The sequence below is a fragment of the Mycobacterium sp. BK086 genome, assembly GCA_004362315.1.
In the GTDB taxonomy this organism is placed as follows: Bacteria; Actinomycetota; Actinomycetes; order Mycobacteriales; family Mycobacteriaceae; genus Mycobacterium.
Window position 1 is genome coordinate 126,841 of record SNWL01000005.1, and the last position, 26,461, is coordinate 153,301.

The 26,461-nt window shown below is 67.4% G+C and carries 26 protein-coding genes and 1 other RNA gene; 11 read left to right on the forward strand and 16 right to left on the reverse strand.

Annotation, left to right across the window (positions count from 1 at the left end; genetic code table 11):
- Window positions 1–3: 3 nt before the first annotated feature.
- The gene (locus tag EV580_RS16950) at window positions 4–627 is read right to left on the reverse strand and encodes a TetR/AcrR family transcriptional regulator (protein WP_133692381.1); all 624 of its coding nucleotides are present in this window, start codon (window positions 625–627) and stop codon (window positions 4–6) included.
- A 169-nt stretch (window positions 628–796) separates the two neighbouring features.
- Here EV580_RS16950 and EV580_RS16955 point away from each other — a divergent pair, with 169 nt between their 5' ends.
- Window positions 797–1,585: a spirocyclase AveC family protein gene (locus tag EV580_RS16955; RefSeq protein WP_133692382.1), complete on the forward strand. Its 789-nt coding sequence runs from the start codon at window positions 797–799 to the stop codon at window positions 1,583–1,585.
- A 4-nt stretch (window positions 1,586–1,589) separates the two neighbouring features.
- Complete coding sequence (locus EV580_RS16960) at window positions 1,590–2,762, forward strand: cytochrome P450 (RefSeq protein ID WP_133692383.1); 1,173 nt, start codon at window positions 1,590–1,592, stop codon at window positions 2,760–2,762.
- Here EV580_RS16960 and EV580_RS16965 read toward each other — a convergent pair.
- Window positions 2,749–3,369 (reverse strand): DUF2306 domain-containing protein, encoded by a 621-nt coding sequence (locus tag EV580_RS16965; RefSeq protein WP_133692384.1) that lies wholly within the window; start codon window positions 3,367–3,369, stop codon window positions 2,749–2,751. The two genes, EV580_RS16960 and EV580_RS16965, sit on opposite strands and share 14 nt — an antisense overlap.
- Window positions 3,370–3,424: 55 nt before the next feature.
- Here EV580_RS16965 and EV580_RS16970 point away from each other — a divergent pair, with 55 nt between their 5' ends.
- Entirely contained in the window at window positions 3,425–4,060 is a 636-nt protein-coding gene (locus EV580_RS16970; protein WP_133692385.1) for a TetR/AcrR family transcriptional regulator, read from the forward strand.
- Here EV580_RS16970 and EV580_RS16975 read toward each other — a convergent pair.
- Both EV580_RS16975 and EV580_RS16980 read right to left on the reverse strand, forming a co-directional pair.
- Window positions 4,057–5,505: an aldehyde dehydrogenase gene (locus EV580_RS16975; RefSeq protein ID WP_133692386.1), complete on the reverse strand. Its 1,449-nt coding sequence runs from the start codon at window positions 5,503–5,505 to the stop codon at window positions 4,057–4,059. The two genes, EV580_RS16970 and EV580_RS16975, sit on opposite strands and share 4 nt — an antisense overlap.
- Before the next feature lie 95 nt (window positions 5,506–5,600).
- The gene (locus EV580_RS16980; protein ID WP_208114630.1) at window positions 5,601–5,837 is read right to left on the reverse strand and encodes a hypothetical protein; all 237 of its coding nucleotides are present in this window, start codon (window positions 5,835–5,837) and stop codon (window positions 5,601–5,603) included.
- A gap of 169 nt (window positions 5,838–6,006) precedes the next feature.
- Between EV580_RS16980 and EV580_RS16985 the strand changes: the two genes are divergently transcribed.
- Window positions 6,007–7,401 carry a glycoside hydrolase family 183 protein gene (locus EV580_RS16985; protein WP_133692387.1) on the forward strand — a complete coding sequence of 465 codons (1,395 nt, stop codon included), beginning with the start codon at window positions 6,007–6,009 and terminating at the stop codon, window positions 7,399–7,401.
- On the opposite strand, the gene EV580_RS16990 is transcribed toward EV580_RS16985, so the two are convergent.
- Genes EV580_RS16990 through EV580_RS17000 form a run of 3 tightly spaced genes read right to left on the reverse strand, consistent with a single transcriptional unit; the run spans window position 7,398 to window position 10,338 of the window.
- Window positions 7,398–7,790 carry a VOC family protein gene (locus tag EV580_RS16990; RefSeq protein ID WP_133692388.1) on the reverse strand — a complete coding sequence of 131 codons (393 nt, stop codon included), beginning with the start codon at window positions 7,788–7,790 and terminating at the stop codon, window positions 7,398–7,400. The two genes, EV580_RS16985 and EV580_RS16990, sit on opposite strands and share 4 nt — an antisense overlap.
- A 23-nt stretch (window positions 7,791–7,813) precedes the next feature.
- Window positions 7,814–9,523 (reverse strand): amidohydrolase, encoded by a 1,710-nt coding sequence (locus tag EV580_RS16995; RefSeq protein WP_133692389.1) that lies wholly within the window; start codon window positions 9,521–9,523, stop codon window positions 7,814–7,816.
- Window positions 9,523–10,338, reverse strand: coding sequence for an oxygenase MpaB family protein (locus EV580_RS17000; protein WP_133692390.1), 816 nt, complete (start codon window positions 10,336–10,338; stop codon window positions 9,523–9,525). The genes EV580_RS16995 and EV580_RS17000 overlap by 1 nt, the downstream gene beginning before the upstream one ends.
- Before the next feature lie 93 nt (window positions 10,339–10,431).
- On the opposite strand from EV580_RS17000, the gene EV580_RS17005 reads away from it, so the two are divergent.
- Entirely contained in the window at window positions 10,432–11,346 is a 915-nt protein-coding gene (locus EV580_RS17005; protein ID WP_286171609.1) for a cobalamin biosynthesis protein, read from the forward strand.
- Here the strand turns inward: EV580_RS17005 and EV580_RS17010 are convergent.
- From EV580_RS17010 to EV580_RS17020, 3 genes are read right to left on the reverse strand one after another with little or no spacing between them, the layout of a single operon-like run.
- Window positions 11,300–12,121 carry an SURF1 family cytochrome oxidase biogenesis protein gene (locus tag EV580_RS17010; protein ID WP_133692392.1) on the reverse strand — a complete coding sequence of 274 codons (822 nt, stop codon included), beginning with the start codon at window positions 12,119–12,121 and terminating at the stop codon, window positions 11,300–11,302. The two genes, EV580_RS17005 and EV580_RS17010, sit on opposite strands and share 47 nt — an antisense overlap.
- Complete coding sequence (locus EV580_RS17015; RefSeq protein ID WP_133692393.1) at window positions 12,121–12,618, reverse strand: low molecular weight protein-tyrosine-phosphatase; 498 nt, start codon at window positions 12,616–12,618, stop codon at window positions 12,121–12,123. Before EV580_RS17015 ends, EV580_RS17010 begins: the two co-directional genes overlap by 1 nt.
- Window positions 12,611–13,282, reverse strand: a complete 672-nt coding sequence (locus tag EV580_RS17020; RefSeq protein WP_166654754.1) for an HAD-IA family hydrolase — start codon at window positions 13,280–13,282, stop codon at window positions 12,611–12,613. The genes EV580_RS17015 and EV580_RS17020 overlap by 8 nt, the downstream gene beginning before the upstream one ends.
- Before the next feature lie 44 nt (window positions 13,283–13,326).
- On the opposite strand from EV580_RS17020, the gene EV580_RS17025 reads away from it, so the two are divergent.
- From EV580_RS17025 to EV580_RS17035, 3 genes are read left to right on the forward strand one after another with little or no spacing between them, the layout of a single operon-like run.
- On the forward strand, window positions 13,327–14,382 hold the full coding sequence (locus EV580_RS17025; RefSeq protein WP_133693101.1) for a Nif3-like dinuclear metal center hexameric protein: 1,056 nt from the start codon (window positions 13,327–13,329) through the stop codon (window positions 14,380–14,382).
- Window positions 14,379–15,110, forward strand: a complete 732-nt coding sequence (locus EV580_RS17030; RefSeq protein WP_133692395.1) for a zinc ribbon domain-containing protein — start codon at window positions 14,379–14,381, stop codon at window positions 15,108–15,110. The genes EV580_RS17025 and EV580_RS17030 overlap by 4 nt, the downstream gene beginning before the upstream one ends.
- Window positions 15,111–15,112: 2 nt before the next feature.
- Complete coding sequence (locus tag EV580_RS17035; protein WP_133693102.1) at window positions 15,113–16,183, forward strand: bifunctional RNase H/acid phosphatase; 1,071 nt, start codon at window positions 15,113–15,115, stop codon at window positions 16,181–16,183.
- Window positions 16,184–16,186: 3 nt separating this feature from the next.
- Here EV580_RS17035 and EV580_RS17040 read toward each other — a convergent pair whose 3' ends face one another.
- A complete protein-coding gene (locus EV580_RS17040) occupies window positions 16,187–16,753 on the reverse strand; it encodes a helix-turn-helix domain-containing protein (RefSeq protein ID WP_133692396.1) in 567 nt (188 codons plus the stop codon).
- A gap of 46 nt (window positions 16,754–16,799) precedes the next feature.
- On the opposite strand from EV580_RS17040, the gene EV580_RS17045 reads away from it, so the two are divergent.
- Window positions 16,800–17,420: a class I SAM-dependent methyltransferase gene (locus EV580_RS17045; RefSeq protein ID WP_133692397.1), complete on the forward strand. Its 621-nt coding sequence runs from the start codon at window positions 16,800–16,802 to the stop codon at window positions 17,418–17,420.
- Window positions 17,421–17,439: 19 nt separating this feature from the next.
- Window positions 17,440–17,840: RNase P RNA component class A (gene rnpB, locus EV580_RS17050), an RNA gene on the forward strand.
- 14 nt (window positions 17,841–17,854) lie between these two features.
- Here rnpB and EV580_RS17055 read toward each other — a convergent pair.
- Entirely contained in the window at window positions 17,855–20,074 is a 2,220-nt protein-coding gene (locus EV580_RS17055) for a fibronectin type III domain-containing protein (RefSeq protein WP_133692398.1), read from the reverse strand.
- Window positions 20,075–20,324: 250 nt separating this feature from the next.
- Entirely contained in the window at window positions 20,325–21,830 is a 1,506-nt protein-coding gene (locus EV580_RS17060) for a CYTH and CHAD domain-containing protein (RefSeq protein WP_133692399.1), read from the reverse strand.
- A gap of 113 nt (window positions 21,831–21,943) precedes the next feature.
- Between EV580_RS17060 and EV580_RS17065 the strand changes: the two genes are divergently transcribed.
- Window positions 21,944–22,984, forward strand: a complete 1,041-nt coding sequence (locus EV580_RS17065) for an ABC transporter permease (RefSeq protein WP_133692400.1) — start codon at window positions 21,944–21,946, stop codon at window positions 22,982–22,984.
- On the opposite strand, the gene EV580_RS17070 is transcribed toward EV580_RS17065, so the two are convergent.
- From EV580_RS17070 to EV580_RS17080, 3 genes are read right to left on the reverse strand one after another with little or no spacing between them, the layout of a single operon-like run.
- Complete coding sequence (locus EV580_RS17070; RefSeq protein ID WP_133692401.1) at window positions 22,981–24,981, reverse strand: 5-oxoprolinase/urea amidolyase family protein; 2,001 nt, start codon at window positions 24,979–24,981, stop codon at window positions 22,981–22,983. The two genes, EV580_RS17065 and EV580_RS17070, sit on opposite strands and share 4 nt — an antisense overlap.
- Window positions 24,978–25,589 (reverse strand): urea amidolyase associated protein UAAP2, encoded by a 612-nt coding sequence (locus EV580_RS17075; RefSeq protein WP_133692402.1) that lies wholly within the window; start codon window positions 25,587–25,589, stop codon window positions 24,978–24,980. The genes EV580_RS17070 and EV580_RS17075 overlap by 4 nt, the downstream gene beginning before the upstream one ends.
- The gene (locus tag EV580_RS17080) at window positions 25,586–26,320 is read right to left on the reverse strand and encodes a DUF1989 domain-containing protein (RefSeq protein ID WP_133692403.1); all 735 of its coding nucleotides are present in this window, start codon (window positions 26,318–26,320) and stop codon (window positions 25,586–25,588) included. The genes EV580_RS17075 and EV580_RS17080 overlap by 4 nt, the downstream gene beginning before the upstream one ends.
- Between the last annotated feature and the right edge of the window lie 141 nt (window positions 26,321–26,461).

The window sequence follows — 26,461 nt, forward strand, 5'->3', positions numbered from 1 at the left end:
TACTCAACCGGGCCGGTGCAGGAACCCGTGCAGGGTCGCCTGCACCAGCTCGTCGACGATCGCCTCGCGTGACGGCGGGTTGCTGCCGAAGAAGGTCGATCGCATGGCCACCATGCCGACGATCATCGCGACGGTCGAGTGTGCGGGCATATCCGGCTGATCCGACCGCAACCCGCGCAGGCTCATGCCCTCGGCGCTGATCTGGCCGAGCACGGACAGCGCTCGGCGGATGTCGCCGATGCCGGATGCCTCGATATCGTCATCGCTCAGACCTTCGGACGCCACGAGGGTGAGGACCAGCCCGCGATGCTCGACGAGCACGTCGTAGAGCGGGCCGACGAACTGGCGCGACAGTTCCTCCTCGTCGGTGTCCTCGGGGACGATCGCCTGCCAGGTCTGGCGGAACTCGTCGAGGAAGCTCGTGAAGGGCACCACGAGGGCTTCGCGGAAAAGCCCCGCCTTGGACCCGAAGTGGCGGAACAGCAGGTACTCGCTTACCCCGGCGGCTTCAGCGATCTCCCGGGTGGTGGTCGCGCGATAGTCCTTGCGCGCGAACAGATCACGCGCGGCTTCGAGGAGCAGGACGCGCGCCTCGCCGCGAGGCCGCCTGGAAGAGTTTTGAGGCACCGGGTTTCACCATAGTCGGGTCTTGACCCGGCGCGATGTAATAGTGTCCACTATTACTGATTGCGGAAGGGGCCACTGTGGGCGCGGTAATCATGCTTGGCACGCTGTTCGGTCTGATCGTGCTGATCTTCGGAGTGGTCATCTACTTCGATCCGGAAGCGCGGGGCAAATGAGCACCGGACTGACGCCGGTGATGATCGCCGGACTCACGTTCGCCTACGTCGGCGGGCTGGTCTTCCTGCTCGTCGGGGTGTACCTCAGCATTCGTCGCGGCCGGATCCATCCGCTGTTGTTGGTGTCGATCTCGGCGATCTCGTTCTCGTGGATCGAGGCGCCCTACGACTGGGCGATGTATGCCCAGTTCCCGCCGGCACTTCCGCGCATGCCGTCGTGGTGGCCGATGAACATGACCTGGGGCGGCGGTCTGCCGTCCTCGGTACCGATCGGCTACATCTCCTACTTCGTCTTCCCGGCGCTGATCGGCGCGGCCGTCGGCCGGTGGCTGGTGAAGCGATTCGGATGGCGACGTCCGCAGACCCTGCTGATCACCGGCTTCGGTGTCGGCTTCTGTTGGGCGCTGTTTTTCAACGCAGTCGTCGGGGCCCAGCTCGGAGTCTTCTACTACGGCTACGTGATTCCCGGCCTGGCGATTTTCGAGGGCACCAAACACCAGTACCCGATCTACGACTCCATCGCCATGGGCGTGCAGATGATGGTGTTCGCCTACCTCCTCGGCCGCACGGATGACCAGGGCCGCAACGCGATCGAAGTGTGGGCCGACAAGCGCTCGTCGAGCCGGGCCGGTTCCGCGGCCCTGTCGATCGTCGCGGTCGTGATCGTGGGCCACCTCCTGTACGGGGCCGTCTTCGCGCCGCACCTCGCGACGAAGCTCGGTGGCTACGTGACCGTCGGCCCGACCGAGCAGTTCTTCCCCGGCGTGCCCAACCAACCCCGATAGGCACATGTACTACGACCCTTTTGATTTCGCGATCGACGACAATCCGTACCCGGTGTGGCGGTGGATGCGCGACGAGGCCCCGCTGTACGTCAACGACAAGCACGGCTTCTATGCGCTGAGTCGCTATGACGATGTGGCGCAGGCCCTTCCGGACTGGCAGACCTATCGGTCCGGCCGGGGCACCACCCTGGACATCCTGGCCAGCGGCATCGAGGTGCCACCGGGCATCCTGCTGTTCGAGGATCCACCTCTGCACGATCTGCACCGGCGCCTGCTGTCCCGGGTGTTCACCCCGCGTCGCATGCTGGCCGTCGAAGACCTGGTGCGTGGCTTTTGTGCACGGGCCCTCGAACCGCTGAGGGACAGTGACGGTTTCGACTTCGTCGTCGATCTCGGGGCGATGATGCCGATGCGGACGATCGGCTATCTCCTCGGCATCCCGGAAGACAGCCAGCAGGCGATTCGCGATCGCAACGACACCCGCATCAGCGTCGACGCGTCGGTGGGCGACGTGAGCCCGACGATCTTCGCCGATGCGATCGCGGAGTTCGCCGAGTACATCGAGTGGCGGGCCGCGCATCCCTCCGACGATCTGATGACCGATCTGCTCAACGCCGAGGTCGAGGAACCGGACGGCACCCGCCGGCGGCTGGAACGCACCGAGGTGCTCGCCTACACCGCGATGATCGCCGGGGCGGGCAACGAAACCACCGCCCGGCTCATCGGATTCATGGGTCAGCTTCTTGCCGAACATCCCGAGCAGCGCCACGAACTCGTCGCCGATCCGTCGCTGATCCCCGGCGCGGTGGAGGAGACCCTGCGCTACGAGCCGCCGTCGCCGGTGCAGGCGCGCTACGTCGCGCGCGATGTCGAGTGGTACGGACAGACCGTGGCAGAGGGCTCGCACATGCTCCTGCTCAACGGCTCGGCGAACCGGGACAGTTCGCACTTCACCGACCCGGACCGCTTCGACATCCACCGCACCGGCGGGCATCTGAGCTTCGGCCAGGGCATCCACTTCTGCCTCGGATCGGCGCTCGCGCGCCTGGAAGCCCGGGTGGCCTGCGAGGAGGTCCTCAAGCGGTGGACCGACTGGGATGTGGACTACGAGAATGCCAGCAGGGGAAGGACATCCAGCGTGCGGGGCTGGGCGCAGCTGCCGGTCAGGACACGGTGACCGGCCGGCGACCCAGCCACCGCCGGACCGTGAAGAACGGGATTGTCCAGCCCAGCCAGGCACCCAGACCCGCCGCGAACCACAGGTAGTGGTCAGTCTTGCCATCAAAGACACTGTCCTGCAACGGTTGTAGCGAAATGAAGATGATCGGCGTCCAGATCCGGTTGCTGATGATCGACAACGCGAGGGTGGCGGACAGCACCATCTGACGGCGATGCTCGCCGAACCGGCGCTGGCGGGCCAGCAGGTACCCGGTGGTCGTGAACCACAGCCAGACGCACGCCAGTACGACATTGCTCACCGCCAGGAACGGCCCGAACGGGGTCGCCGCCCCGATGACGAGGGCGCACAGCGCCGCAGGGATGGCGGCGGCCACGTAGACCCGGCCACAGCGACGATGCAGGGCGGCCCGCCGCGCACGCAGCCCCGGCCAGATCTGGGCGACCGCCATCACCATCGCCACCGCGGCGAACATCACGTGCGCGACCAGCAGCGGATAGTGCAGGCCGAACGTCGCAGGCACCCGGGTGTGGCCGGTGAGGTACGGCGGCAGGGACACGGCCAGGAACACCACGACGACCGCCGCGAGGATTTTTGCGTACGTCATACGCAAAAGCGTACGCTATACGCAACTGAGATGTTCGTCGTTTAGGCTGACGGCGATGCCCAACGAGAAAACGCGCCTCAGCCGCGACCGGATCGTCGCGGCGGCCATCGAGCTTGCCGATGCCGACGGCCTCGGAGCCTTGTCGATGGCCAGGCTTGCCGAGCGGCTGGGCTGCGGCACCATGTCGCTATACCGGCACGTCGCCAACAAGGACGAATTGGTGGTGCTCATGCTCTCGGCCGCGTCCGGGCCGCCGCCGGTTCCGGCCGCCGGCACGAATTGGCGCGTCGCCCTTACCGATTGGTCCGTTGGGCTTTGGGACGTCTACCACCGGCATCGGTGGATCCTGGCGGCATCGGCCGCCGGGCCGCCCAGCGATCCGGGCCAATTGGCGTGGCTTGATGCCGGGTTGGCCGCACTCGGCGGGACCCGGATGGGCGAGCGCGACAAACTGGCCGCAGTGCTGGCGGTGCTGCATTTCGCCCGCGGTGCCGCGGCACTGGCAATCGAGGCACCCGCTGAGGGCCCGAATTACCCAGCACTGCTGCGCGAGGTGGTCGACGGGGATCGGTTCCCCGCGTTGGCATCCGCGCTCGACGCCGGCGCATTCGACGACGGCGACGACAGCCATGCCGGGGAATTCCGCGCAGGGCTCGATCAGCTCCTCGACGGCATCTCGCTGAAGGTCTAGCCCGCCGGCTGATAGATCGACTTGGTCTCCAGGTAGGCGGCAAGCCCCTCGGGCCCGAGTTCGCGGCCCAGGCCACTGGCCTTTACACCGCCGAACGGCGCCGTCGGGTCGGGCAGGTAGTGGTTGATCCCCACCGTTCCCGACCGGACGCCCTTGGCGACGGCCATCCCACGCTGCGGGTCGGTGGTCCACACCGAACCACCAAGGCCGTACGCGCTGGCGTTGGCGATGCGGACGGCGTCCTCGTCGTCGTCATAGCCGATCACCGCCAGCACCGGCCCGAAGATCTCCTCCCGGGCGATCGCCGAGTCGTTGGAGACGTCGGCGAAAACCGTGGGCGCGACGAACCATCCGGTGTCGAGCGGACGAGTGCCGCCGGTGGTCAGGCGGGCACCGCTGCTCGCGGCGGCGGCGATGGCGGCCTCGACGCGGTCACGCTGACGCGCACTCACCAGTGGCCCGATCTGGGTTGCCGGATCCAGTGAACTGCCGACCGTCAGCGAGCCCGCCAGTGCGGTGATGACGTCGACGACGTCCGCGTAGCGGCTTCGCGGCGCAAGGATTCTGGTGCCGATGAAGCAGGTCTGGCCGTTGTTGAGCAACGTTGCGGCGAACAGCTTCTCGCCGATCACGCTCAGATCCAGGTCGGCGTCGTCGAGGATGATCGCCGCGGACTTGCCGCCGAGTTCGAGCGTGACGGGCCGCAGCAATCCGCCGCAGACCGTGGCGATCTCGCGGCCGACCTGGGTGGAACCGGTGAACGCGACCTTGTCGATTCCCGGATGCGACACCAGGTAGGCGCCCGTCTCGCGGCCGCCGGGCACCACGTTGATCACGCCGGGCGGGATATCGGATTCGGCGACCGCCTCGGCGAACAGGACCGCGTCGAACACCGTCTCGGGTGCGGGCTTGATGACGAACGTGCAGCCCGCGGCCAGCCCGGGGGCGTACTTGAACGCGCTGAGCACCTGCGGGAAATTCCACGGCACGATCGCGCCGACGACACCGACCGGTGTCCGGGTGATCGTGGTGTGCCCGCCGAGCAGGCCGGGGCGCTCGGTGCTGAACTCCTCGGCGCAGGCCAGTTGGGCGTAGTAGCGGAGCAGCACCTGGGGGAACACCGCTTCGAGCTGGCCGGCGATCGCGACCGGCATACCGTTCTGCGAGCTGACGGCCTGTGCGATCTGCTCACTGCGCCGATCGAGGGCGTCGGCGAGGGTCTCCATCGCGGCCGCGCGCTTGTCGGCCGGCCACTGCGGCCAGCCGCCGGGGGCGTCGAACGCGGCCCGGGCCGCGGCCGCCGCCGCGTCGATATCGGCATGGACGCCCGCGGCGACCGTGCCGAGGCGTCGCTCGTCGTTGGGGGAGACCACGACGATCTCCTCGCTCGAGCTCGGTGCGGTCCACCGGCCGCCGATCAGAAACGTGTCGTAGTGGGTGCTCATGGGGCCACAACGTATTCATCCCGGTACCGCAGCGGTACCGGGATGAATAGCAATGCGCCCGAATGAGCGCCGGAAATATCCCTTCCGGGAGGGGGTTACGGGGCGTAGCAGCGCTCGTCGCCGTTGATGTTGATCCAGCAGTTGGGGCTGATGAAGTGGGCGTTGGGTCCGGGTACGTTCAGCACGCAGTTGGGGCCTTCGAGGTGGAAGCCGATCCCGCAGCCGTCGGCTGCGTTCGCGGCGGGAGCGAAGCTCAGGCCGAGGGCCAGCGCGCCGGCGGCGGCGACACTGGCGACAAGTCCTGCGGCACGCTTGGTGATCTGTGCAGTCATGGTGTCCTCCGAAGTTCTGAGCCTTGCCCTGGTTGAGCGAGGCACGAAAGGAATAGTGCGCTCGACGAAAGCGGCCGTCTGTCCGCCAAGCGGACCGTGTACCGGCCGAATTGCCCATCCGCCGATCGGGGGACGCCTAAAATATGACCGGCGAGCAACGGGGGTGGCCATGCGTACAGCGGCCTATATCGGTGGACTGGGTGGATTTGCGGTGGCACTGGGCGTGGGCGCCGCGGTGACCGCCGGGTGTGGGGTCGCGTCGGCCGACGCGACCGATTCTGGATCGTCGGCCAGACAATCAACGTCGAGCACTCACTCGAGTGTTGGTCGCTCGCCACGGTCAAAACCCAAGGCCAACAACATATCCCGGGTCACGACGGTGCGGCCCAAGTCGGCGGCCGCCGTCGCCTCCTCGCCCGTCACCACCAAGGTCGGCCAGGTGACCGGCCCCACCACGTCGACCCCGAGCCGATTCGGCATCTACGGCACCGACCTCGGCATCATGTGGGACAACGGCATGACCGGTGATAACCGCCAGGTCCTGATGATTTTCGGGGACACCTTCAGCGGCCCGAACATGACCGGCGCCTGGCGCTCCAACGTGCTGCTGCGCACCACCGATCCGATCAGCCGCGTCTTTGCTCCCGGCTCGACGATCAACCCGTTCGCTGGATCACCACTGAATTCGGCAGGCATCTCCAAGCAGGTGATCGCCGGCAGCCCACGGTATCTCGGCCCGTTCGGCTCCGAGGTCACGGTCATCCCTACCGCGGCGATCTCAGTGCCCTATGACAACCAGTACGGCGCACGGCAATACGTCAACTTCATGTCGGTGCGATCCTGGGACTTCGGCGGCGCGTGGACCACCAACTACTCGGCGATCGCCTACTCCGACGACAACGGCCAGAACTGGACCGTCGCTCCGGAGACCATCCGCGCGGCCAGCTGGCTGCGGTCGAGCACGCCATTCGTCTACGGAAATCAGAACTTTCAGCAGGGTGCGTTCGTCAAACCGCCCGCAGATTCCGAAGACGCCGGGTACGTCTTTTCGTTCGGCACCCCGTCCGGCCGGCTGGGGTCGGGTTACGTGTCCAGGGTCAAAGAGGCCGACATCCTGGACCTGACGAAGTACGAATACTGGGACGGCGACACGTGGGTGGCGGGTAAACCCGGTGCGGCGGTCCCGATCTTGCCTGCCACGCGCAGCAACCAGTACGCCGGCGGCATCCTCGGTCAGCTCGGTCTGTTCTTCGGCAGCTGGGTGGCCGGCATCTTCGGGGTGGGTGGCCCCAGTGGGCACGTCAGCGAGCTGTCGGTGCAGTACAACACCTACCTGAACAAGTACGTCGCGATGTACTCCAGCAGCGTCGGCAGCGTGATCATGCGGACCGCCGACTCGCCGGAGGGCACCTGGTCGGCGCCCACGACACTGGTGACCTCGGTGCAGTACCCGGGGCTGTACGCCCCGATGATGGATCCGTGGTCGACCGGTCAGGACATCTATTGGAACCTGTCGATCTGGGGCACTTACAACGTCCAGCTGATGAAGACGACGCTGACTTAGGCGCCCGCGAAGAACTCCAGCGTGATGCCGTCGGGGTCGCGGAAGCTCAGCCCGGAACCGTAGGGCGCGTCGACTATTCCGCCGTGGGCGATGCCCAGCTCGTCCAGGCGCGCCTGCCACCGCTCCAGCTCGGCGCGATCCGCACAGCCGAATCCGACGTGGTCCAGGCCGACGTTGTACTCGCTGAACGGCTGATCCGACGGTGCGGTGGTGTGCTGGTGGATGCCGAACAGGGTGCCGTTGTCGAGGAGCCACACCGCGTGGTGGAAGCCGGCGTCGGTGTCCTCGTCGAGCACCGGATCCGAGCCGATCAGGGTGCGGTACCAGGGCGTGCTGACCGAGAGGTCACGCACCGTGACCGCGACGTGGGCAAGAGCGGGAAAAGCCATGGCACACCTTCCTGGTGGGGGTTCTAACAACAGGTATTACGAGGATGGGTGGCCAGATGTTCATGCTGGCCGGTATCTGAGCCACTGATCGCGTTGACGAACATGGCCAGATCGATGCGCTCGCCGCTGAGCCAGGTGCCGCTGACACGGCTTTTCTCGGCCAACTCGGTGGGATCCACGGTGTAGGGGTCCGCGGTCAGCTCGGTGAAATCGGCGAGCTTGCCGACTTCGATCGATCCGATCATCTTGTCGCGGTGCAGGGTTCGTGCGGCGTCGATGGTGTGGGCGCGCAGCGCCTGGTCGAGGGTGATCGCCTGGTCGGCGCCGTGGACATTACCGGCCCGGGTGCGCCGGGTGACCGCGGTCTGGATGTTGAGCACCGGTGTCGGCGGTGACACCGAGCCGTCGTTGTGTAGCGAGACCACCGCGCCGGAAGCCACCGCATCGGCGAACGGCGCCCACCGGCTGCCGTGTTCATGGTCGAACATCTGGCCGTCGAGCAGGTCGCCCCAGTAGTAGTACTGGAACGGCGCCAGTGAGACGTGCACGCCCAGGCGCGCGGCCCGGTCGAACAGCGCGCGGGTGCCCGCCCCGAGATGTTCCAGACGCCACCGATGGTCGGTGCCGAGGAGGTTGTGTCGCGTCAGGGCGTACTCGTACGCGTCGAGTGCCCGCTCGATGGCCAGATCGCCGTTGGCGTGAAAGGCCATCTGCCAGCCGGTCGGTGCGGCGACGTCGAGGATCGCGTCGAGCTCCTCGCGGCTGTAGTTCATCGATTGCACGCCACCGGCCACCGCGATGTCGATGCCCGCGGTTCGGGTGGCCTCGGTGCTCAGATACGGGAACGAGATCGCGATGTTGCCGATCCACGGGGAGCCGTCGGTCCACAGCTTGACGCCCTGTTTGACCAGTAAAGCCTTTGGGACACCGAAGGTTTCGGAGTCGTTGTAGGTGTCGGTGGTCGACATCTCCCACATGCTGATCCGCAGCGGGGACGACGGTGCGGCGGCCAGCGCCTCGTAGGCGGCCTTGAACTTCGGGTCATAGGTCATGTCCGAGGTCGACGTGTAGCCCCCGCGTGACATCCACGCGTAGTACTCGGCCGCGCTGACCAACGGATTGCCCAGTTGGGCGAGGATCGGTCCGGCCACGGCCAGCAGCACCGCCGTCTCGAACCCCTGGCCGTCCAGGCTGCCGTCGTCGTTTCGGCCGAAATGGGCGCCAACCGGATCGGCCGGGGAATTGACGTCCCAGCCGTGTTGCTTCATCACCGCGGTGTTGAAATACACGCCGTGCCCGGAGTTGTCGGTGACGACCGCCACCCGCTCGCCGAAGATGCGGTCGAGTTCGGGGGCTTTCGGTGACGGCCGCTTGTGCAGCAGCGCGTCGAAACCGGCGAACAGCAGGGGTGTGCTCGGGTCGGTGTTCGCGATGGCGTCGGTGAAGATCGTCTCGATATCCGACCACGTCGGCGCGTCCCACGGTGCGATCGAACGGGCCGGGGGCTGGGTGGCGATCCCACTCATGATCGGATGACTGTGCGGCTCAACGAATCCCGGTACCAGCGCCGCCGCACCGGAATCGATCAACTCGGCGTCCGGATAATCCGCCCGGCATTCCGGCACCGAGCCCACCGCCGCGATCCGGCCGTCCGCTATCACGACGGCCTGCGCGCGCGGCCGTTTCGGATCCATCGTGATGACGGTCCCGGCCGTGACAATCGTCGTCGACATCAGACGATCCGGTGTCCGCGGCGGGCCCTGGCACGCATGTCCCAGAGATACAGCTGATACCCGAGGATCCACGCCTGGTGCGGGATCAGCTTGTCGGCCAGTCGCAATGCGGCGAGCAGCCATTCGAACCGGCGCTGCTGATCGGCACCCCACCGCAGCCGCATCATCGAGCGGAACTCGGGCGGCAGGAAGCCGGTGGTCGCGAACAGGTTGAACCGGCCCAGCGTCGCGCGCACCGGCCACGGCATAAAGGCCATGCCCGCAACGCCTTTGAGATGCTCGCGCACCGGCGGGTCGATGGTCAGGTCGTCCAGCGCGTTCTTCCAGTACTCGTCGAACGCGGCGCGGTCGGCAGGCCACATGCTCTCGCGGACCTGCAATGTGGTGCCGAGCCGGCTGGCGTCGGCGTACACCGCGTCGGCCGCGGCGTCGTCGAGTGGGCCGTAGAGGAACTCGTGCTGGTCGATGTAATAGCGGTACAGGCACGCCGCCACCCACAGCTGCAGCTGCGGATCGAAAGCGCGGTACGACACCGGGCTCGCCGGCGTGGAGCGCACCTGGGCGTGCGCGGTGTCCACCGCGGAACGGATCAGCGCGCGGTCGGCGTCCGTCCCGATCGTGGCCGCGGCCAGATAGGTCCCCGTGGTGCGGGCCCGCTTGATCGGATGCTTGTAGACGTTGCCGCTGTCCACCGGGCTCTCCAGCACGCCGTATCCCACACCCGGGTGGGCGAGCTGCATGATCACATTGGCCGCGGGTGCCAGCGCGGCGGCGGGATTGAGCAGGTCAGAGACCCGCGTCGGATGTCGCATCATTGCGGCCTCATGGGGGCAGTACATCACGTGTGAGAGAGTGCCGGGGTGTTTGCGCGCAGACGGTGGCGGGGTGTCGGCATCCTTGCCGCCCAGATGGCGGACGTGGCTCTCGGCGATCCGGTCCGTGGCCATCCTGTCGCGGGGTTCGGTTGGTGTGCAGCCGCACTCGAAAAGCTGACCTACCGCGACAGCAGGGCCGCCGGTGCGGTGCACACCGGTGTGCTGCTGGGCGGGCTTGCCGTCGCGGGTGTGCTGGCGCAGCGGGGTACGAGCGGGCCCGGGCTGGCGGTGGCGACGGCCTCGGCCACGTGGGCGGCGCTGGGCGGAACGACGCTGGGCCGCACCGGTGATGGGGTGGCCGACCTGCTGGCCGCCGGTGACATCGACGGTGCGCGGGCGCTGTTGCCGTCGCTGTGCGGCCGCGACCCGTCGGCACTCGACACCGACGGTCTGGCCAGGGCGGCCATGGAATCGGTGGCCGAGAACACGTCCGACGCCCATGTCGCGCCGCTGCTGTGGGCGGCCGTCGGGGGAGTGCCGGGGGTCATGGTTTACCGCGGTGTCAACACCCTGGATGCGATGATCGGACACAAATCTCCGCGCTATGCCCGGTTCGGTTGGGCGGCAGCGCGTTTGGACGACGCCGCCAACTACGTCGCCGCCCGGGTGGGTGGCGCGCTGGTGGTGGTCTGCGCGCCGGTGGTCGGCGGTTCGCCGGCGGGCGCGCTGCGGGCCTGGCGCGGTGATGCGGCGCGGCACCCGAGCCCGAACGCCGGCGTGGTGGAGGCGACGTTCGCCGGTGCGCTGGGGGTGCGTTTGGGCGGGCCCACCCAGTACCACCATCAGCTGGAGATCCGGCCCACCCTCGGTGACGGCCACATCCCGGGGATCGACGACCTGCGCCGGGCGGTGCGGCTGTCACGCGCCGTGCAGTTCGCCGCCGCGGCGGTCGCGATCGGCCTTACTGCCGTCGGCCGTAGCGGTCGGCGAGCTTGTCCTCGACGGTGACCGGGGCTGCTGCCTGCTTCCCGGCGGCCGCCGCAGCATCGCGCCGGCGGGCCTTGATCTCCGAATAGGCGAAGTAGCCCAGCCCGATCGGGGCAACGATGCCGAACGCGATCCACTGAATGCCGTACGACAGGAACGGCCCCGGGTCCAGATGCGGGAGTTCGGCGACGCCGAGAACGCCGGGCTGGTTCTCCACCAACTGCAGATACGAGCCCGCCAGCGGCACCCCGGTCGCCCTCGTCACTTCTTTGGTGTCGATGGCATAGACCTGGGTGAAGCCGTCTTCGCGCAGCGGCGGCTTGTCGGCGGGTGCGGTTTCCGAATCACGCAGCCGCGCCGTGATCGACACCGTGCCGGACGGAACCGGCGCGACGTCGGGCACCTTGTTGCCCTGGATCGGGAGAACATAGCCGCGGTCGACCAGCACCGTCGGGCCGCCGTCGACCGTGAACGGCACCAGCACGTTGAAGGCAGGTGACCCACCGACCACCCGCAGCCGGGCCAGCACCTGCGCGGCGGGCAGATAGTGCCCGGTGGCGGTCACCCGGTGCCATTGGGCATCCGGCGCCGACGAATCCTGGTGCGGCAGAACAGTTGTCACCGGAACCGGATCGGCCTTCAGCGAATTCTCGATCTGGGAGTTCTCCCGGTTGGTCTTGGTGTTCTTGCCCAGCTGCCAGGGGGCCAGCACGGTGAAGCAGAGGTAGGCGAACGCGACGACCACCAACGCCAGGGCGATCCAGCCCGGGCGCAGCAGGAACGTCAGCCGCTTCATCAGCCGGTCAGACCCTCGTCGGCCAGCCGCTCGTCGACCCAGGCGTGCAGGCCCGGCAGGGCCGCGGCGATCACGGTGAACGTCTCTTCGAAGTCGGCGTGGCTGCCGTAATAGGGGTCCTCGACGTCGTCGGCGTGCTTACCCGACCGCGGGTCGAACGACCGCAGCAACCGCACCCGCTCGGGTTCCACCCCGAGGTGGGTCAGCATGCGCACATGGTTGCGACCCAGCGCGATCACCAGGTCGGCGCCAAGGTGGTCGTCGTCCACCTGGGCCGCGGCGTGCTCGGTCGGATAGCCGTGCTGGCGCAACACGGCGTTGGCGCGCTCGTCGGCGCCGTCGCCGACATGCCAGTTCCCCGTCCCGGCGCTGCTCACCCGGACCACGCCGGCCAGGCCGCGCTGGTCGATCTGGTGGGCGAACATCTTCTCCGCCATCGGTGACCGGCAGATATTGCCCGAGCAGACGAACGTCACATGCAGCGCAGGTTCAGACACCAAGCACCTCCCGCAGCGCCGGCACCGTCGCCACATGGGCGGCCGCGGCGTCGGCAAGGTGCGGCTCGGTGAAATCGGCCGCGCCGTAGCCCCAGCCCACCACGACGGTGTCGATCCCGTGCTCGGCGGCACCTTCGACGTCGTGGGCGCGATCGCCCACCATCAGAATTCGATCGGGCAGCGGCTGGAGCTGGCCCAGTGCGTGCGCCAGCACGTCGGCCTTGCTCGAGCGTGCTCCGTCGACGCTGGCGCCGGCGATCACGTCGAAGTACTCCGCCAGTTCGAAATGCTCGAGGATCCGCCGTGCGGTGGGCTCGGCCTTGGAGGTGGCCACCGCCATGCGCACCCCCGCCGCGCGCAGGTCGCCCAGCAGCTGCGGAATGCCGTCGAACAGGCTGTTCATCGCCCAGCCGCGGCTGGTGTAGTCGGCGCGATAGGCCGCGATCGCCTCGTCGGCGCGCTCGCCGAGGCCCAAACCGGACAGAGTCAGATGCATCGGCGGTCCGACCACCCGGGTGGCCAGGTCACCGGCGGGAACCTCGGCGCCGACCGCGGCCAGCGCGTGCCGGAAGCTGGCCAGGATGCCGTCGGCCGAGTCGGTGAGGGTGCCGTCGAGATCGAAGATCACCAACTGGGGGCGGGTGTCGGAGGCCGTGCTTGTCACCGGTCCATTGTTGCCGATCGCCGCGCACTACTGTTCATGACGTGGTGGAGGGCGTGAAACTGGCTGAGGTCATCGCCGTGCTGGACGCCGCCTACCCGCCCGGGCTGGCACACAGCTGGGACTCGGTGGGGCTGGTGTGCGGTGACCCGGACGACGTCGTCGGGTCGGTGACGGTGGCCGTCGATGCCACCGCCGAGGTCGCGGCGACGGTCGGACCGCGCGGGCTGCTGCTGGCCCACCACCCGCTGCTGTTGCGCGGCGTCGACACGGTGGCGGCCAGCACCCCGAAGGGCGCGCTGATCCACAGGTTGGTCCGGAGCGGCTCGGCCCTGTTCACCGCGCACACCAACGCCGACTCCGCCAATCCCGGGGTGTCCGACGCGCTGGCCGACGTGCTCGGCCTGACGGTCGACGCCGTCCTCGACCCGGCCGCGGGCCAGGACACCGACAAGTGGGTGATCTTCGTGCCGACCGCCGACGCCGAGGGGGTCCGCGCGGCGGTGTTGGCCGCGGGCGCGGGAGATACCGGCACGGTCGGGTCGGTGGAGCAGGTCGCCGAGGACCGCGTGGAGGTGGTGGCACCGGCCCGGCTGCGCGCCCAGGTGCTGGCGGCGCTGCGCGCGGCGCACCCGTACGAGGAACCGGCGTTCGACGTGATCCAGCTGGCCGCGCTGCCCGCCGGTGTGGGCATCGGCCGGATCGGGACGTTGGCACAGCCGCTGCGGTTCGCCGATTTCGTCGCGCGGGCGAATGCGGTGCTGCCGCAGACGACGTGGGGAGTGCGGGCATCCGGTGATCCAGATGCCCCGGTCGAGCGGGTCGCGGTATGCGGTGGCGCGGGTGATTCACTGCTCGGTGCGGCGGCCACCGCGGGCGTGGACGCCTACCTGACCGCCGATCTGCGTCACCATCCCGCCGATGAGCACCGGCGGGCCAGCGGCGTCGCCCTGGTCGACGTAGCGCACTGGGCCAGCGAGTATCCGTGGTGCGCACAGGCGGCGTCGCTGCTGCGGAATCATTTCGGTGCGGCGCTGCCGGTCGACGTGTGCGATCTGCGCACCGACCCGTGGAATATCGAAATCGTGAAAGGCATGTCGTGAAAGCTGAATTGGCACAGCAACGTTCGCTCCTCGAGCTGGCTGAGCTGGATGCCGAGCTGGCCCGGCTCGCCCATCGGGCGGCCAACCTGCCCGAGCAGCAGAGCTTCGACGCGGCGCAGGCCGACCATCGCGAGGCGGGGGACCGGCTGGCCGCACTGGCGATCGCGCTGGAGGATGTCGACGCCCAGGTGACGCGGTTCGAAGCCGAGATCGATGGGGTGCGCCAGCGCGAGGACCGCGACCGCAAACTGCTCGACTCCGGCACCGTCAATCCCAAACAGCTCGAAGAGTTGCAGCACGAGCTCGAGACCCTGGAGCGCAGGCAGGCCAGCCTGGAGGATTCTCTGCTCGAGGTGATGGAGCGGGTCGAACAGCTGACCGGCGAGCAGTCCGCGGAACGTACGAAAGCCGAAGCGCTGCAAGCGGGTTTGACCACCGCCGGTCACAATCGTGATGAGGCGCTCGAGGAGATCGAGAAGCAGCGCGGTCAGCGCACCGCCCAGCGCGACGGGATCGTGGCCGGGCTGGATTCGGCACTGGCCCAGCTCTATGAACGGCAGCGGGCCTCGTCGGGCATCGGTGCGGCGCGGCTGCTGGGCCGTCGGTGCGGCGCCTGCCGGATCGAGCTCGATCGCGGTGAGGTGGCCAGGATCTCGGCCGCCCCAGAGGACGAGGTCGTCCGCTGCCCCGAGTGCCAGGCGATCCTGCTGCGCCTCGGCGGGGCGTGACGGTGAAGGTCCTCATCGAGGCCGACGGCGGATCGCGCGGCAACCCCGGGCCTGCCGGCTACGGCTGTGTGATCTGGTCGGCCGATCATCAGAGTGTGCTGGCCGAACACAGCGCGGCGATCGGGGTCGCGACGAACAACGTTGCCGAATACCGCGGGCTGATCGCGGGGCTCGAGGAAGCACGCCGCCTTGGCGCCAATGAGGTTGGCGTGTCGATGGATTCGAAACTTGTCGTCGAGCAGATGTCCGGGAGATGGAAAGCCAAGCATCCCGCGATGGCCGAGCTGCTCCAGCAGGCCCGCGCGCTGGCGTCGACCTTCGACTCGGTGACCTATCAGTGGATCCCGCGCGAGCAGAACAGCCACGCCGACCGGCTGGCCAACGCGGCGATGGACGCCGCCGCGGATCCGCCGTCAGAAGCGGTTGCCGTACCGCCCGCGGTGTGGACCGGCAATCAGGGAGCCCCGACCCGCATGCTGCTGTTGCGCCACGGGCAGACCGAATTCTCCCGGCAGCGGCGCTATTCCGGCCGCGGCAATCCCGAGCTGACCGAAACCGGCCGCGGCCAGGCCGACGCCGCGGCGCGCTACCTGGCCGAGCGTGGCGGTATCGACTCGGTGATCTCCTCACCGCTACGCCGCGCGTATGACACCGCGGGCGCCGCGGCCAAGGCGCTGGGCCTGGACGTGACGGTCGACGAGGATCTGATCGAAACGGACTTCGGCGCCTGGGAGGGTCTGACGTTCGGAGAGGCTCGTGAACGTGACCCTGACCTGCACGGGCACTGGCTGCGCGACACCAGTCTGCGCCCGCCGGATGGGGAGAGCTTCGACGATGTGCAGCAACGGGTTCAGCGATTACGGGCGCGAATCCTCAACGATCATCCCGGCCAGACGGTGTTGGTGGTCTCGCACGTGACGCCCATCAAGACCATGCTGCGCCTGGCCCTGGACGCCGGTACCAGCATCCTGCACCGGCTGCACCTGGACCTGGCGTCGCTGAGCATCGCCGAGTTCTACCCCGACGGCAACGCGTCGGTGCGGTTGGTCAACCAGACTTCGTATCTGGCCTGAGCCTCACTGCCGCAGGTGAACTCGCTCACCGTGCGGGCCGAACAGGATGATGGCCTCCACCGGGCCGTCGACGGTGCCGAACCAGTGCGGTGTCCAGGTGCTGAACTCCACCGCCTCGCCGGGTTCGATGACGAAATGCTGTTCGCCGAGGATCAATTGGAGCCGACCGGACAGCACGTAGAGCCACTCCTGGCCCTCGTGGGTGGGTAGTTCGGCGGGTGGGGTTCGCCGCCGCGCGCTGATGCGAATCTTGAAGGCCTGCGGTCCGGTTCCGCTGTGCCGGGTCAGCGGCCAGTAGGTGACCAGATGCCGGGTGTGCGATGGGGCGCGCACTCGCGGGTCGACCGTCTCCGGTGCGCCGAGTAGATCGTCGGTGCTGACCGACAGCGCCGCGGCCAACCGGGGCAGGTGATCCAGGGCCAGGCGGCGCTTGCCCGATTCCAGCCGGCTCAGCGTCGACACATCGATGCCTGCCCGCGAGGCCACGTCCTCGAGGGTCAGGCCGAGTCGGCCGCGCAGTTCGCGCAGCCGTCTGCGCACCCTGGAATCGACATCGTCGTTTGCCTGCATGGCAAAAGACCTTGCCACTGGCGCTCGGCGTCGGCAAGCTCGAGACATGGACACCGATCACCACACGCACTGGGAAACCCGCTACGCGGAGAAGCCGCGAATCTGGAGCGGGCGCCCCAACGCCCGACTCGAAGAGATCGTCGGTGATCTGACCGGTTCGCGCGCACTGGATTTGGGCTGCGGCGAGGGCGGTGACGCGATGTGGTTGGCCGAGCACGGCTGGCAGGTCGTGGCCGTGGACGTCTCGACGACCGCGCTGGCCCGGGCGGCCGAGGACGCCGAGGCCCGAGGAGTGCTGGGCCACATCGACTTCCAGCAGCACGATCTGACGAAGACCCTGCCCGACGGCCCGTTCGATCTGGTGTCGGCGCACTTCTTCCACACCACCCTGGAGATGGACCGGCTGGCGATCCTGCGCCGGGCCGCGGCGACTCTGAATCCGGGTGGCACGTTGCTGATCGTGGACCACGGTGGCGCCCCGCCGTGGGCGTCGGAGGAAGTGCACCACCACGAATTCCTGTCCGCCGACGAGGTACTGGCAGGCCTGGCGCTGGACGACACGCAGTGGGAGACGGTGCGGCTGGGGCCCGCCGAGCGCGACGCGGTCGGGCCCGACGGCCAGCAGGCCAGCCTGGTCGACAATGTGATCCAGCTGCGACGCAAATGAGCTACCGTGTTCAGGCGAACGAGTTGGCCGGGCGGCCGCGGCTCACCGTGGAAAGTGAGTCGAGGAAAGTCCGGACTTCACAGAGCAGGGTGATTGCTAACGGCAATCCGAGGTGACTCGCGGGACAGTGCCACAGAGAAGAGACCGCCGGCCGTCAGGTCGGTAAGGGTGAAACGGTGCGGTAAGAGCGCACCAGCATCCCGGGTGACCGGGATGGCTCGGTAAACCCCACCCGAAGCAAGGCCAAGAGGCCGCACCTGGTGCGGCTGCGCAGGTGTTAGAGGGCTGCTCGCCCGAGCCTGCGGGTAGGCCGCTCGAGGCACCCGGCGACGGTGTGCCCAGATGGATGGTCGCCGCCGCCCTGCCACGGTTACCCGGGGCAGGGCGGGACAGAATCCGGCTTATAGGCCAACTCGTTCGCCTATAGCAAATGCTTAACGCTCAAGGCGATTCCTGGTCGCGTCGTAGATCAGTGAGGCCAGATGGAAAGTGATGCTTTCGGACAGTTCTTTCACGGGCTTTGCCACGGGTCGTTGAGCTATTGCGTCAAGGACCGCTGCGAAGCGAACGTCAACGGCCTTGACGAACGGGATGAAGGCGATGATGTCGCCTCCGAGGTCCTTGATCTCTTCGTAGATCTGGTGCTTGTCTCCCGTGGCGATCGCGTTAAGTAGGCTGCCTATGTCTATACCGGTGCTGATCGCGGCAAGCACATCGCCGACCACCGGAATCCACCCGACGTACTGATTGAACTTCTCCCACTGCTTTTCCCAGAAGGAGTCCGGCTTTCCGTGTCGATACGCCCATTCCTCGCTTGAGTACGTGGTGATCGCTACCGACCTGGTCAGGTCACCTCCGGCGTACCCGGCATCAAGGCTCTTTGCCGTGTAGTTGTAGGTGACATCAGAGTCCAAATTGTCGTCGGTGTACGAATTATCGTCTTTGTCCAACGTGGCGATCAGCTGGCCGTCGCGGTAGAGGAAGTAGCGGACTACTCGACTGTCGTCTTTACCGAGCGATACCGTGATCGTGACCGAGTGGTCTGTGAGGTCGGAGGCTTTGATCCGTGGTATCGGTAGCGGGGCGACTTCTCCACCACCACCGTTGTCTCCGCCGCCGTTGTCTCCGCCACCGGTGCTGCCCGTCGTCGTGACGACGATGGCTACGCTTTGTTCGCTGTAGTTGCCTGCGGCGTCAAAGGCTTGGGCCGTGTAGTCGTACTCGCTTCCCGGGATGAGGTCGGTATCGACGAAGTTCTGACCGACCTTGATCGGTGCGACGTTGACCTGGATGCCATCACGGTAGATGTCGTAGCCGTCGACCCCTACGTTGTCGGTGCTCCCGGAGACAACCAAGGTCGCCGTTGTCGTCGTGACGTTGGTGGCTGCGATCGTAGGCGCGGTCGGCGGCTCGGTGTCTGGGGCGGGTACCTTCACCACAAGTGCTGCGCTGTCTAGACTTTCGTGCCCTGCGGCATCGACTGCGCGAGCGGTGTACACGTAGGTCGTATCTTGTTCGACTGCTGTATCGACGAACGTCGTTCCGGCCGAAGCGACCGACCCGTTGACCTTCCAGATGGTGGTGTAGGCGTAGCCCTGACCGTTGTCGTAAGAGTTGACGCGATAGAAGTTGTATCCGACAACACCAACGTCGTCGGTGCTCCCCGAAACCTTAAGCGTCACCGCCGACGTGGTGACCTTCGAGGCGGTAACCGTCGGGGCGATCGGAGCAGTGATATCTCCACCTGGGATAACCGGCACGACGTTTTTCGGCAGGATGACGACGGCATAGGAGCCCCGCCAGCTCGGATCAGTCTGAGCGCCGTTCGTCAAGATCGTGAAATCGCCATTGGCATCGGGGGTATAGGCCCAGATCGGTGCAGGGTGGACGATCGTGTCCCCGAGGACGAGTGGCTTCCCATTGATAGTGCTGATGGACGCCACGCCATCGACGGTGGTCACATCCAAGGCCACCAGCCACGCGGTGTAATTGGTCGGGGAGTAGCTCACATGCAGCGCTTGAGCCCGTTCCTTCAGCTGGGATTGGACGAACGCATTCTGTGTGTACGGCGTGGTGTAGGTAAAGGTCGCCTGGTATGCCATCGAACCGTTGCCAGACGCGCTGTCGCCAAAGGCATCCACGTGCTTGTAGTCGAGCGTCCACGATGTGTCTTCCAGCGTCCCCTGAGTATCGCCCCCGTAGATACCCGCGGTTGGACCCGTTGTATATCCGCCATACTTCAAAGCTGCCAGTGCCAAATCGTTCCACGTATTGATCGTGACCGTCGTCGTGGCGGCCGCAGCGGGTGCCGCTGCGACCGGGGCGTTGTCATCGGCTTGGCGGCGGGAGCCAGCCGTCGTCAGGACCAACAGGGCTGCCGACACGGCAGGGGTGCCGGTGCCGGAAGCCGGCAGTGCGGACACAGCCTTGGGCGCTGAGGCCCGAGGTGTCGAGATCGACTGTGACGCAACAGGAGCCGTACCGGCGGTGGCTGTACTGATGGGCTTCTTGGGTGTCTTGTTCGACTTGCCGACGCCTCCAGCGGGGGCGCGACGCTTGGAGTCAGCTTTCGCGGACGAACCGGCCGACGAGTTCGATGCCGACGAGCCACTTGCCGAGTGGCCGTCGTCGGCCCATGCCGGCGCCGCGAGCACGGTCCCGACCCCCAACATCACAGCTAGTGCACCGACACGGCCGACATAGCGCGAATACCCCACGATTCCCCCGAATCTTCGTTGCTGAAATCCTGTCTTTGTGTCGATTTGCAAGGTTTAGCGAAGACACTTGACAGCAGATGTCTACCACACGAGGTGCATGTCTCAGGGATGAATCACGCACCGCAGGCAATTTCTTAGCGAGAGGTATGCGTAATTCGCTGCGGGGCGAACGGCGGGAACGACGCGGCTAGTGCGCCTTCTTGAATGTCTTACGCAAGGCGCTCAGCGCATCGTCGAGTTGTTCGCGACACCTGTTCGCCAGGTCGTCGTCCAGCTGATACAGCAGGCCGTAGGTGAACGTGTCCTCGCCTGCCGCGTGCGCCACCTGAGACTGCTGCAGCAGATGAGCGCGGCTCACCGTGCTGTCCTGGTGATCGCCCAGCAGGGTCTGGATGGTCTTGGCCCGATCCGACACCTTGGGCTCCCCGGTGGCGGCCGCGACATAACGAAGTCGCTTGGCGCCCTTACGAATCCGGTGCAGTGCCTCGTCGCGGTCCTCGGTGGCCTCGGCGGCGTTCTTCGCCGCCTTCTGCACCCGCTTGTAGGCCGAGTCGATGGTCACCGGCTTCGGCTCCTCACCGGGCACGGCCTCGGGCGGCTGGGTGGCCACCAGCCCTTCCAACGCGTCGAGCAACCGGAAGTAGCGCGTCGAGCGCATCGCGGCCAGCGAACGCCGCAGACCGGCCTGATAATTGCGCTGCGCGCCGTCGACCAGACGCGCGTACACCGGGCCGCGGACCAGCTCGTCGGGCAGATCCTTCAGGGCCGCCTCGTAGCGTTCGGCGAGCACCTCGGCGTCGCGGGCCACCCCCAGCACGGCGGCCAGCTGGCGCAGCTCGTCGAGGATCCACGCGTCGTCGGTCAGCCCGAACGAGTCCTCGGAGGCCTGCAGCAGGCTGCGGATCTTGCGGGTGGTCACCCGCATCTGGTGTACCGAGTCGTAGGTGTCGGCCCGCACGGCGCGGTCCCACACCAGCAGCTCGGCCACCTGCTCGGCGACCGCCCGGTGCACGGGGTCGTCCGGCGCCTCGTCCTCGTCATCCGGTTCCGGGAGCGTCCCGGCGGTGTCGAGCACCTTCACCAGCTTGGAGCCGTGCCCCGCGGGCACCGCGCCGGCGTCCAGCAGCCGATTCCCGAGCCGCTTGAGCAGATCCCGGCCGCCTTCGATCTCGCTGTCGGCCAGTTCCAGCTCCCATTCGTGCCAGCGCTGTTCCTCGCCGGCCTCACCGTCGACCGGGCTCAGCGCCCACGCGCTGACCTCGTCGTCGCAGAACTCGGCCAACGCCGCTCCGTCACCGCGGTAGAGCATCACCACGTTGCGGGTCGTCGAGATCCGCGCAACCGGCTTCAGCGGGCGGTCCCGCACGATCGCCAGCACGATGTCGAGCAGGTCGGTGGGCACGGTCGTCTCGTCCGAGCCGTCCAGCGAAGCCTGGACCTCGGTGCGGGCGTCGGGGCCGGCGGGCAGCTTCAGATGCCAGCCGGCATCAGGTCCACCCGTGCGGCGACGCAGCGTGATCTTGTTGGCTGACAGGTCGCGATCGGGGGTGTCGAAGTACACCGCGTCCAGCGACTGCGCCGCCTGCCGCTCGACGCGGGCCACCGTGGCCAGGCCCTCGAAGGACGGGAACACCGTGCCCGCGGGGACGTCGAACTTCTTCTCCACCTCGACGTGGCGGTTACCAGAGCCCATGCCGGACAGCGTGTCATATCCAGGTGAACACGGCGTCTCGCCGAGATGGTGCGGCGTCGCTGAACCGATCGAGCAGGGTCGGACACGTATCCCCGCCAGTAGTCTCCTGAGCAATGAACGGCAGTCCCGACCCTGATGCGCTGCGAGAACTGAGCGATCTCGCCGCAATGCTGAGCCGTCTGGACCGAGCGATCACCGCCGCCGAGTGGCACGACGACGACGCGCTGCGCGGGATCGTGGCCGACGCCCGAGACGAAGTGGCGAGGCCGCAGCAAGGGGCACTGACCGAGATCGACGCGGCTCGGCTGTCGGTCGCGCGAGCCGTCCTGGCCGTCGATGCCACCCGATCCGAAAGCTCGCCGTCCTCCGACGCCTGGCGGTTCCCAGTACACATCGGCCGACGGGCTCTGGCGGGTCTGGGCGTCCGCGTACGGGCTGAGGTCCGCCACATCATCGTCGGCCGGCCACGGTCGATCCTGTCTCGTGTCGTGATCACTCTGGGTATCGCGCTGTCCCTGGTGGCCGGCTACCACCTGACCGGGATGAAGCGCTACGACCTCGGCGGTCTGACGTTGTACCTGTTCTCCGCTGTGGTCGGCAGCGTAATCTGCACCAACGCACTATGTTTCGATGCGCAGCGGGTGCGCCAGCGCCTGGCCGACGGCGACCGGATATGGCAGGTGCTGGCGGTCAAGAATCTGGCGATGGCGCTGATGATCACCGCCGCCGGCCTGCCGGTGGTGGCCGCGTTGTGGTGGGTCACCGAGGTCAACCCGGTCACCCTGGTCGACCAGCTGGTGACGATGGTGTTCATCTGGCTCGGGGTGGGCAACGTGCTGTCTGTGGTGTATCCGCTGCGCCATGAGCCGGTCACGGCTCGGTTGCACGACGGCACCTGGAAGCCTTATCTGTTCACCTTCGTCATCTCCTATGGCGTCGGCTTGACCGTGAATCTGACGATCTACTGGCGCTTGTGGGCACGGCAGGCCGCGAACTATCACCTGACCGGGGGCGCCTGGGTGGCCTTCATTCTCGTGTTGGCCAGCTCGGTGCTGAGCTGGCTGCTGTTGACCGTCTTCGCCGTCGCCTGCAGCCAGCAGCCGGTGCTCCGGCGTGCCCTGTCGCGCGAGATGATTCCCTATCGCGCCGGTTAGCTGGCCAGCTGGGAGGCGAATTCACCGGCCCGGTCCCAGGCAAGCCGCTCGGCGCTGAACGCCTCGGCCTGCTGGGCGCGGAAGTCCGCGATGCCGTCGGCGTTGTGGGACAGGAACTGCTCGTAGGCGGCCATCGAGAACGTGCCGTCGGTGATCTCGACGTCGCCGCGGCCCGCGGCCATGTCGGCACGCAGGTCCAGGAGTTCCTCGGCGCTGACCGGATAGAAGCCGATCCGGTCGAAGTAGCGCAGGAGCCACGGAGTTCCGGGCTCGAAAGACCGGGAGTCCTGCGGGTGCCGGTGGTTCCACACCTGGGTGGTGCGCCCGACGAACTGATAGCCGCCCGGGCCTTCCATGCCGTAGATGCACAGATACGCGCCGCCGATCCCGACGGCGTTCTCCGGTGTCCAGGTGCGAGCGGGGTTGTACTTGGTGGTCACCAGCCGGTGGCGCGGGTCCAGGGGAGTGGCCACCGGTGCGCCGAGGTAGACGTCGCCGAGGCCGAGCACCAGGTACTGGGCGTCGTAGACGATATCGTGCACCTGCTCGACGTCGGCCAAACCGTTGATCCGCCTGATGAATTCGATGTTCCACGGGCACCACGGGGCATCAGCGCGCACCCCGTGGATGTAGCGCTGGATCGCCTCGTGGGTGGCCGGATCGTCCCAGGACAGCGGAAGTCGCACGGTGCGGCTGGGCACGACGAGTTGATCGGTGGCAGGCAGTGACTCGTCGGTGCGCGCCAGCAGGTCTACCAGTTCCGGTGTGCTCACGACGGCGGGATCGAACTGCACCTGCAGCGAACGGACTCCGGGGGTCAATTCGGTGACGCCGGGAATCGCACTGGCCGAGAGGGATTCGTAGAGCACGTGCACGCGGGCGCGCATCGCCAGGTCGAGCACCATCGGTCCGTATTCGACCAGTAGACCGCCGTCACCGTCTCGGCGCACCGTCACATCGGTGCCCTCGGCGCCGACGAACCGGGTCAGCACACCGTCGTCGGCGTCACTCGAGGTGGAGATCACCAGCGGCATCGACGCCCGCCGGTTGGCGTCGATACTGCCCAGCGACGGGGCCCGGTCGGCGCGCACCGGCACGAACCGCACGGTGTCGCCCGGGGCCATCTGCCCGAGCTTCCACCGATCGCCGCGCACCACGGTGACCGGGCAGACGAATCCGCCGAGGCTCGGCCCGTCGGGACCGAGCAGGATCGGGGTATCGCCCGTGAAGTCCAAAGTGCCGACGCAGTAAGCATTGTCGTGAATGTTCGACGGGTGCAGGCCCGCCTCGCCGCCGTCGGTGCGGGCCCACTGTGGTTTGGGGCCCATCAGGCGCACACCGGTGCGATCGGAGTTGAAATGCACGGTGTAGTCGGTGCCGACGATCGTCGCCATGTCGGCGCGGGTGAAGAATTCCGGCGCGCCGTGCGGCCCTTCGGTGACCGCGACCTGCCAGCGATGGCCGATGGCCGGCTGTTCGTCGATCGCGGCACGCGCGGGCCGGCCCGATCCCGGGCATGGATCGTCGCCCGCGGTCAGTACGTCACCCTCGCGCAGCGGGCGGCCGTCGTGACCGCCGAAGCAACCCAGGCTGAATGTGGCTGTGCTGCCCAGGTATTCGGGTTCACATAGGCCGCCGGCTATCAGCACATAACAGCGCATACCGGGGCCGGGCACCATGCCGACGTCCACCACACCACCGGCCGGCACGGTGATCGACTGCCACATCGGCACCGGGATACCGTCCAGGGTCACCGGCGCGGCCGCACCGGCCACACAGATCCGGCCGCCGTCGGGAAACCGCAGGGCCGGACCGGCTTTCGTGCATTCCAGACCGGCAGCCCCCTCGGGGTTGCCGAGCACCCGGTTGCCGACCCGGAACGACAGATCGTCCATCGGACCCGACGGCGGCACGCCGACATGCCAATAGCCCACGCGGCCGGGCCAATCCTGAATGGTGGTCAGCATTCCCGGCCGCACCACCTCGACGGTTGTCATGAGGACGTGATCACCATCCGCACTTCGGTGGGGTCGAATCCGTTGCACGGGTTGTTGATCTGCGGGCAGTTGGACACCAGGACCAGGGTGTCGGTGTCGGCGCGGACCGTCACCGACTTGCCCGGCGCCGAAAGGCCGTCGACGATACCGAGTGTGCCGTCGGTCTCGACCGGGACGTTCATGAAGAAGTTGATGTTGGAGACGATGTCGCGCTTGCCCATTCCCCATTTGGCCGCCTCGGCGAGGAAGTTCTCCGCGCAGGCGTGCTGATGCACGGTGTGGTGGCCGTAGCGCAGCGTGTTGGATTCCTTGGAGCAGGCGCCTGCGATGGTGTCGTGGTTGCCCACCTCGTCGGCGACGATCGTCACCAGTGCCCGGCCATCGGCGGCACGCAGCACCGAGCCGGTGGTCAAGAAGATGTTGCGCTGCGCGGCGATCGTGGCCTGCGCGCTGTAGCGACCGGCCGGATCGACCCGGTCGCCGTCGACGGCGTAGAACAGGGTGTCTACCGCCTGATTGCCGTGCAGGTCGATGATCTGCAGAGACTGGCCGGCGCGCAGAATGGCCGACCACGGTGCGCGGGCCGCGACGATCTCGTCGGAAATCATTGTGCTGCCGCCCAAGTCGATTCGGTGTTGAACAGGGCCCGGGAGTATTCCGGGTCGGTGTTGACGGGCACGCTCAGTTCCTCGTCGGCCCGCCACGCCACGATGTCGAGGTCGGTGGTCGCCGGCGCGGGATCGAGCGGGTGAGCGGTGTTCACCACCGCGACGACGACCGGCAGGTGGATCAGCAGTTCGACCGCCGCGCCCGGGCCTGCCGAGCCGGTGAACACACATGCACCGGTGTCCTCGACTCGGACCCCCTTGAACAGGGTCGCCGACGGCGCGATATCGCGAATGTCCATGCCGTGCTTGGCCGCAGCCAGCAGCATCTGCCGCTGACCGGCCGGTGGCAAGCCGCACAGCAGGTCGTGGTGGCCCGACGTATCGGCGACGACCGTCGCCAGCAGGCGGCCCTGATCGGACAGCAGCGGATGGCCCACCCCGAGGTAAGCCTGCCACGGCACCTTCATCGTGTCGGCGACATTGAGCCGCTCCCATGACGCGTCGGCGCGGAACAGCAACAGGTGTGCGCAGGCACCGCCGTCGGGGTCGGCCAGTCGCACGCGGGTGCCCCGCCCGAGGACCCGGGCGACGTAGGACTCCGCGGGCACGGCCTCGGCCCAGACCAGTCGGGCGTCGTCGACGCCGTCGGGCAGGGTGGGCACCCGCATGCTGGCGCCACTCGCCTGAGAACGCGCATGCGAGCGGGCGCCATCGGTCGACGCGGTGGTCATCTGCTCACTCCTGTCCGGGCCTGAGCCCGATTAACTGTCAAGTGAAAGTTTTCTCAAGCGCCGTTCCCGGCGGGTGTCGCCGATGTAACGAGTGGATTGACTGCATTTCGATCAAATGACAGGTATTAGGCGGGTGCTTCA

Excerpts from the sequence above, each read along its gene's own strand:
- EV580_RS16955 (WP_133692382.1), top strand. The coding sequence starts at position 797 with ATGAGCACCGGACTGACGCCGGTGATGATCGCCGGACTCACGTTCGCC.
- EV580_RS16960 (WP_133692383.1), top strand. The coding sequence starts at position 1,590 with ATGTACTACGACCCTTTTGATTTCGCGATCGACGACAATCCGTACCCG.
- EV580_RS16965 (WP_133692384.1), bottom strand. The coding sequence starts at position 3,369 with ATGACGTACGCAAAAATCCTCGCGGCGGTCGTCGTGGTGTTCCTGGCC.
- EV580_RS16970 (WP_133692385.1), top strand. The coding sequence starts at position 3,425 with ATGCCCAACGAGAAAACGCGCCTCAGCCGCGACCGGATCGTCGCGGCG.
- EV580_RS16975 (WP_133692386.1), bottom strand. The coding sequence starts at position 5,505 with ATGAGCACCCACTACGACACGTTTCTGATCGGCGGCCGGTGGACCGCA.
- EV580_RS16980 (WP_208114630.1), bottom strand. The coding sequence starts at position 5,837 with ATGACTGCACAGATCACCAAGCGTGCCGCAGGACTTGTCGCCAGTGTC.
- EV580_RS16985 (WP_133692387.1), top strand. The coding sequence starts at position 6,007 with ATGCGTACAGCGGCCTATATCGGTGGACTGGGTGGATTTGCGGTGGCA.
- EV580_RS16990 (WP_133692388.1), bottom strand. The coding sequence starts at position 7,790 with ATGGCTTTTCCCGCTCTTGCCCACGTCGCGGTCACGGTGCGTGACCTC.
- EV580_RS16995 (WP_133692389.1), bottom strand. The coding sequence starts at position 9,523 with ATGTCGACGACGATTGTCACGGCCGGGACCGTCATCACGATGGATCCG.
- EV580_RS17000 (WP_133692390.1), bottom strand. The coding sequence starts at position 10,338 with ATGATGCGACATCCGACGCGGGTCTCTGACCTGCTCAATCCCGCCGCC.
- EV580_RS17005 (WP_286171609.1), top strand. The coding sequence starts at position 10,432 with ATGGCGGACGTGGCTCTCGGCGATCCGGTCCGTGGCCATCCTGTCGCG.
- EV580_RS17010 (WP_133692392.1), bottom strand. The coding sequence starts at position 12,121 with ATGAAGCGGCTGACGTTCCTGCTGCGCCCGGGCTGGATCGCCCTGGCG.
- EV580_RS17040 (WP_133692396.1), bottom strand. The coding sequence starts at position 16,753 with ATGCAGGCAAACGACGATGTCGATTCCAGGGTGCGCAGACGGCTGCGC.
- EV580_RS17045 (WP_133692397.1), top strand. The coding sequence starts at position 16,800 with ATGGACACCGATCACCACACGCACTGGGAAACCCGCTACGCGGAGAAG.
- EV580_RS17060 (WP_133692399.1), bottom strand. The coding sequence starts at position 21,830 with ATGGGCTCTGGTAACCGCCACGTCGAGGTGGAGAAGAAGTTCGACGTC.
- EV580_RS17065 (WP_133692400.1), top strand. The coding sequence starts at position 21,944 with ATGAACGGCAGTCCCGACCCTGATGCGCTGCGAGAACTGAGCGATCTC.
- EV580_RS17070 (WP_133692401.1), bottom strand. The coding sequence starts at position 24,981 with ATGACAACCGTCGAGGTGGTGCGGCCGGGAATGCTGACCACCATTCAG.
- EV580_RS17075 (WP_133692402.1), bottom strand. The coding sequence starts at position 25,589 with ATGATTTCCGACGAGATCGTCGCGGCCCGCGCACCGTGGTCGGCCATT.
- EV580_RS17080 (WP_133692403.1), bottom strand. The coding sequence starts at position 26,320 with ATGACCACCGCGTCGACCGATGGCGCCCGCTCGCATGCGCGTTCTCAG.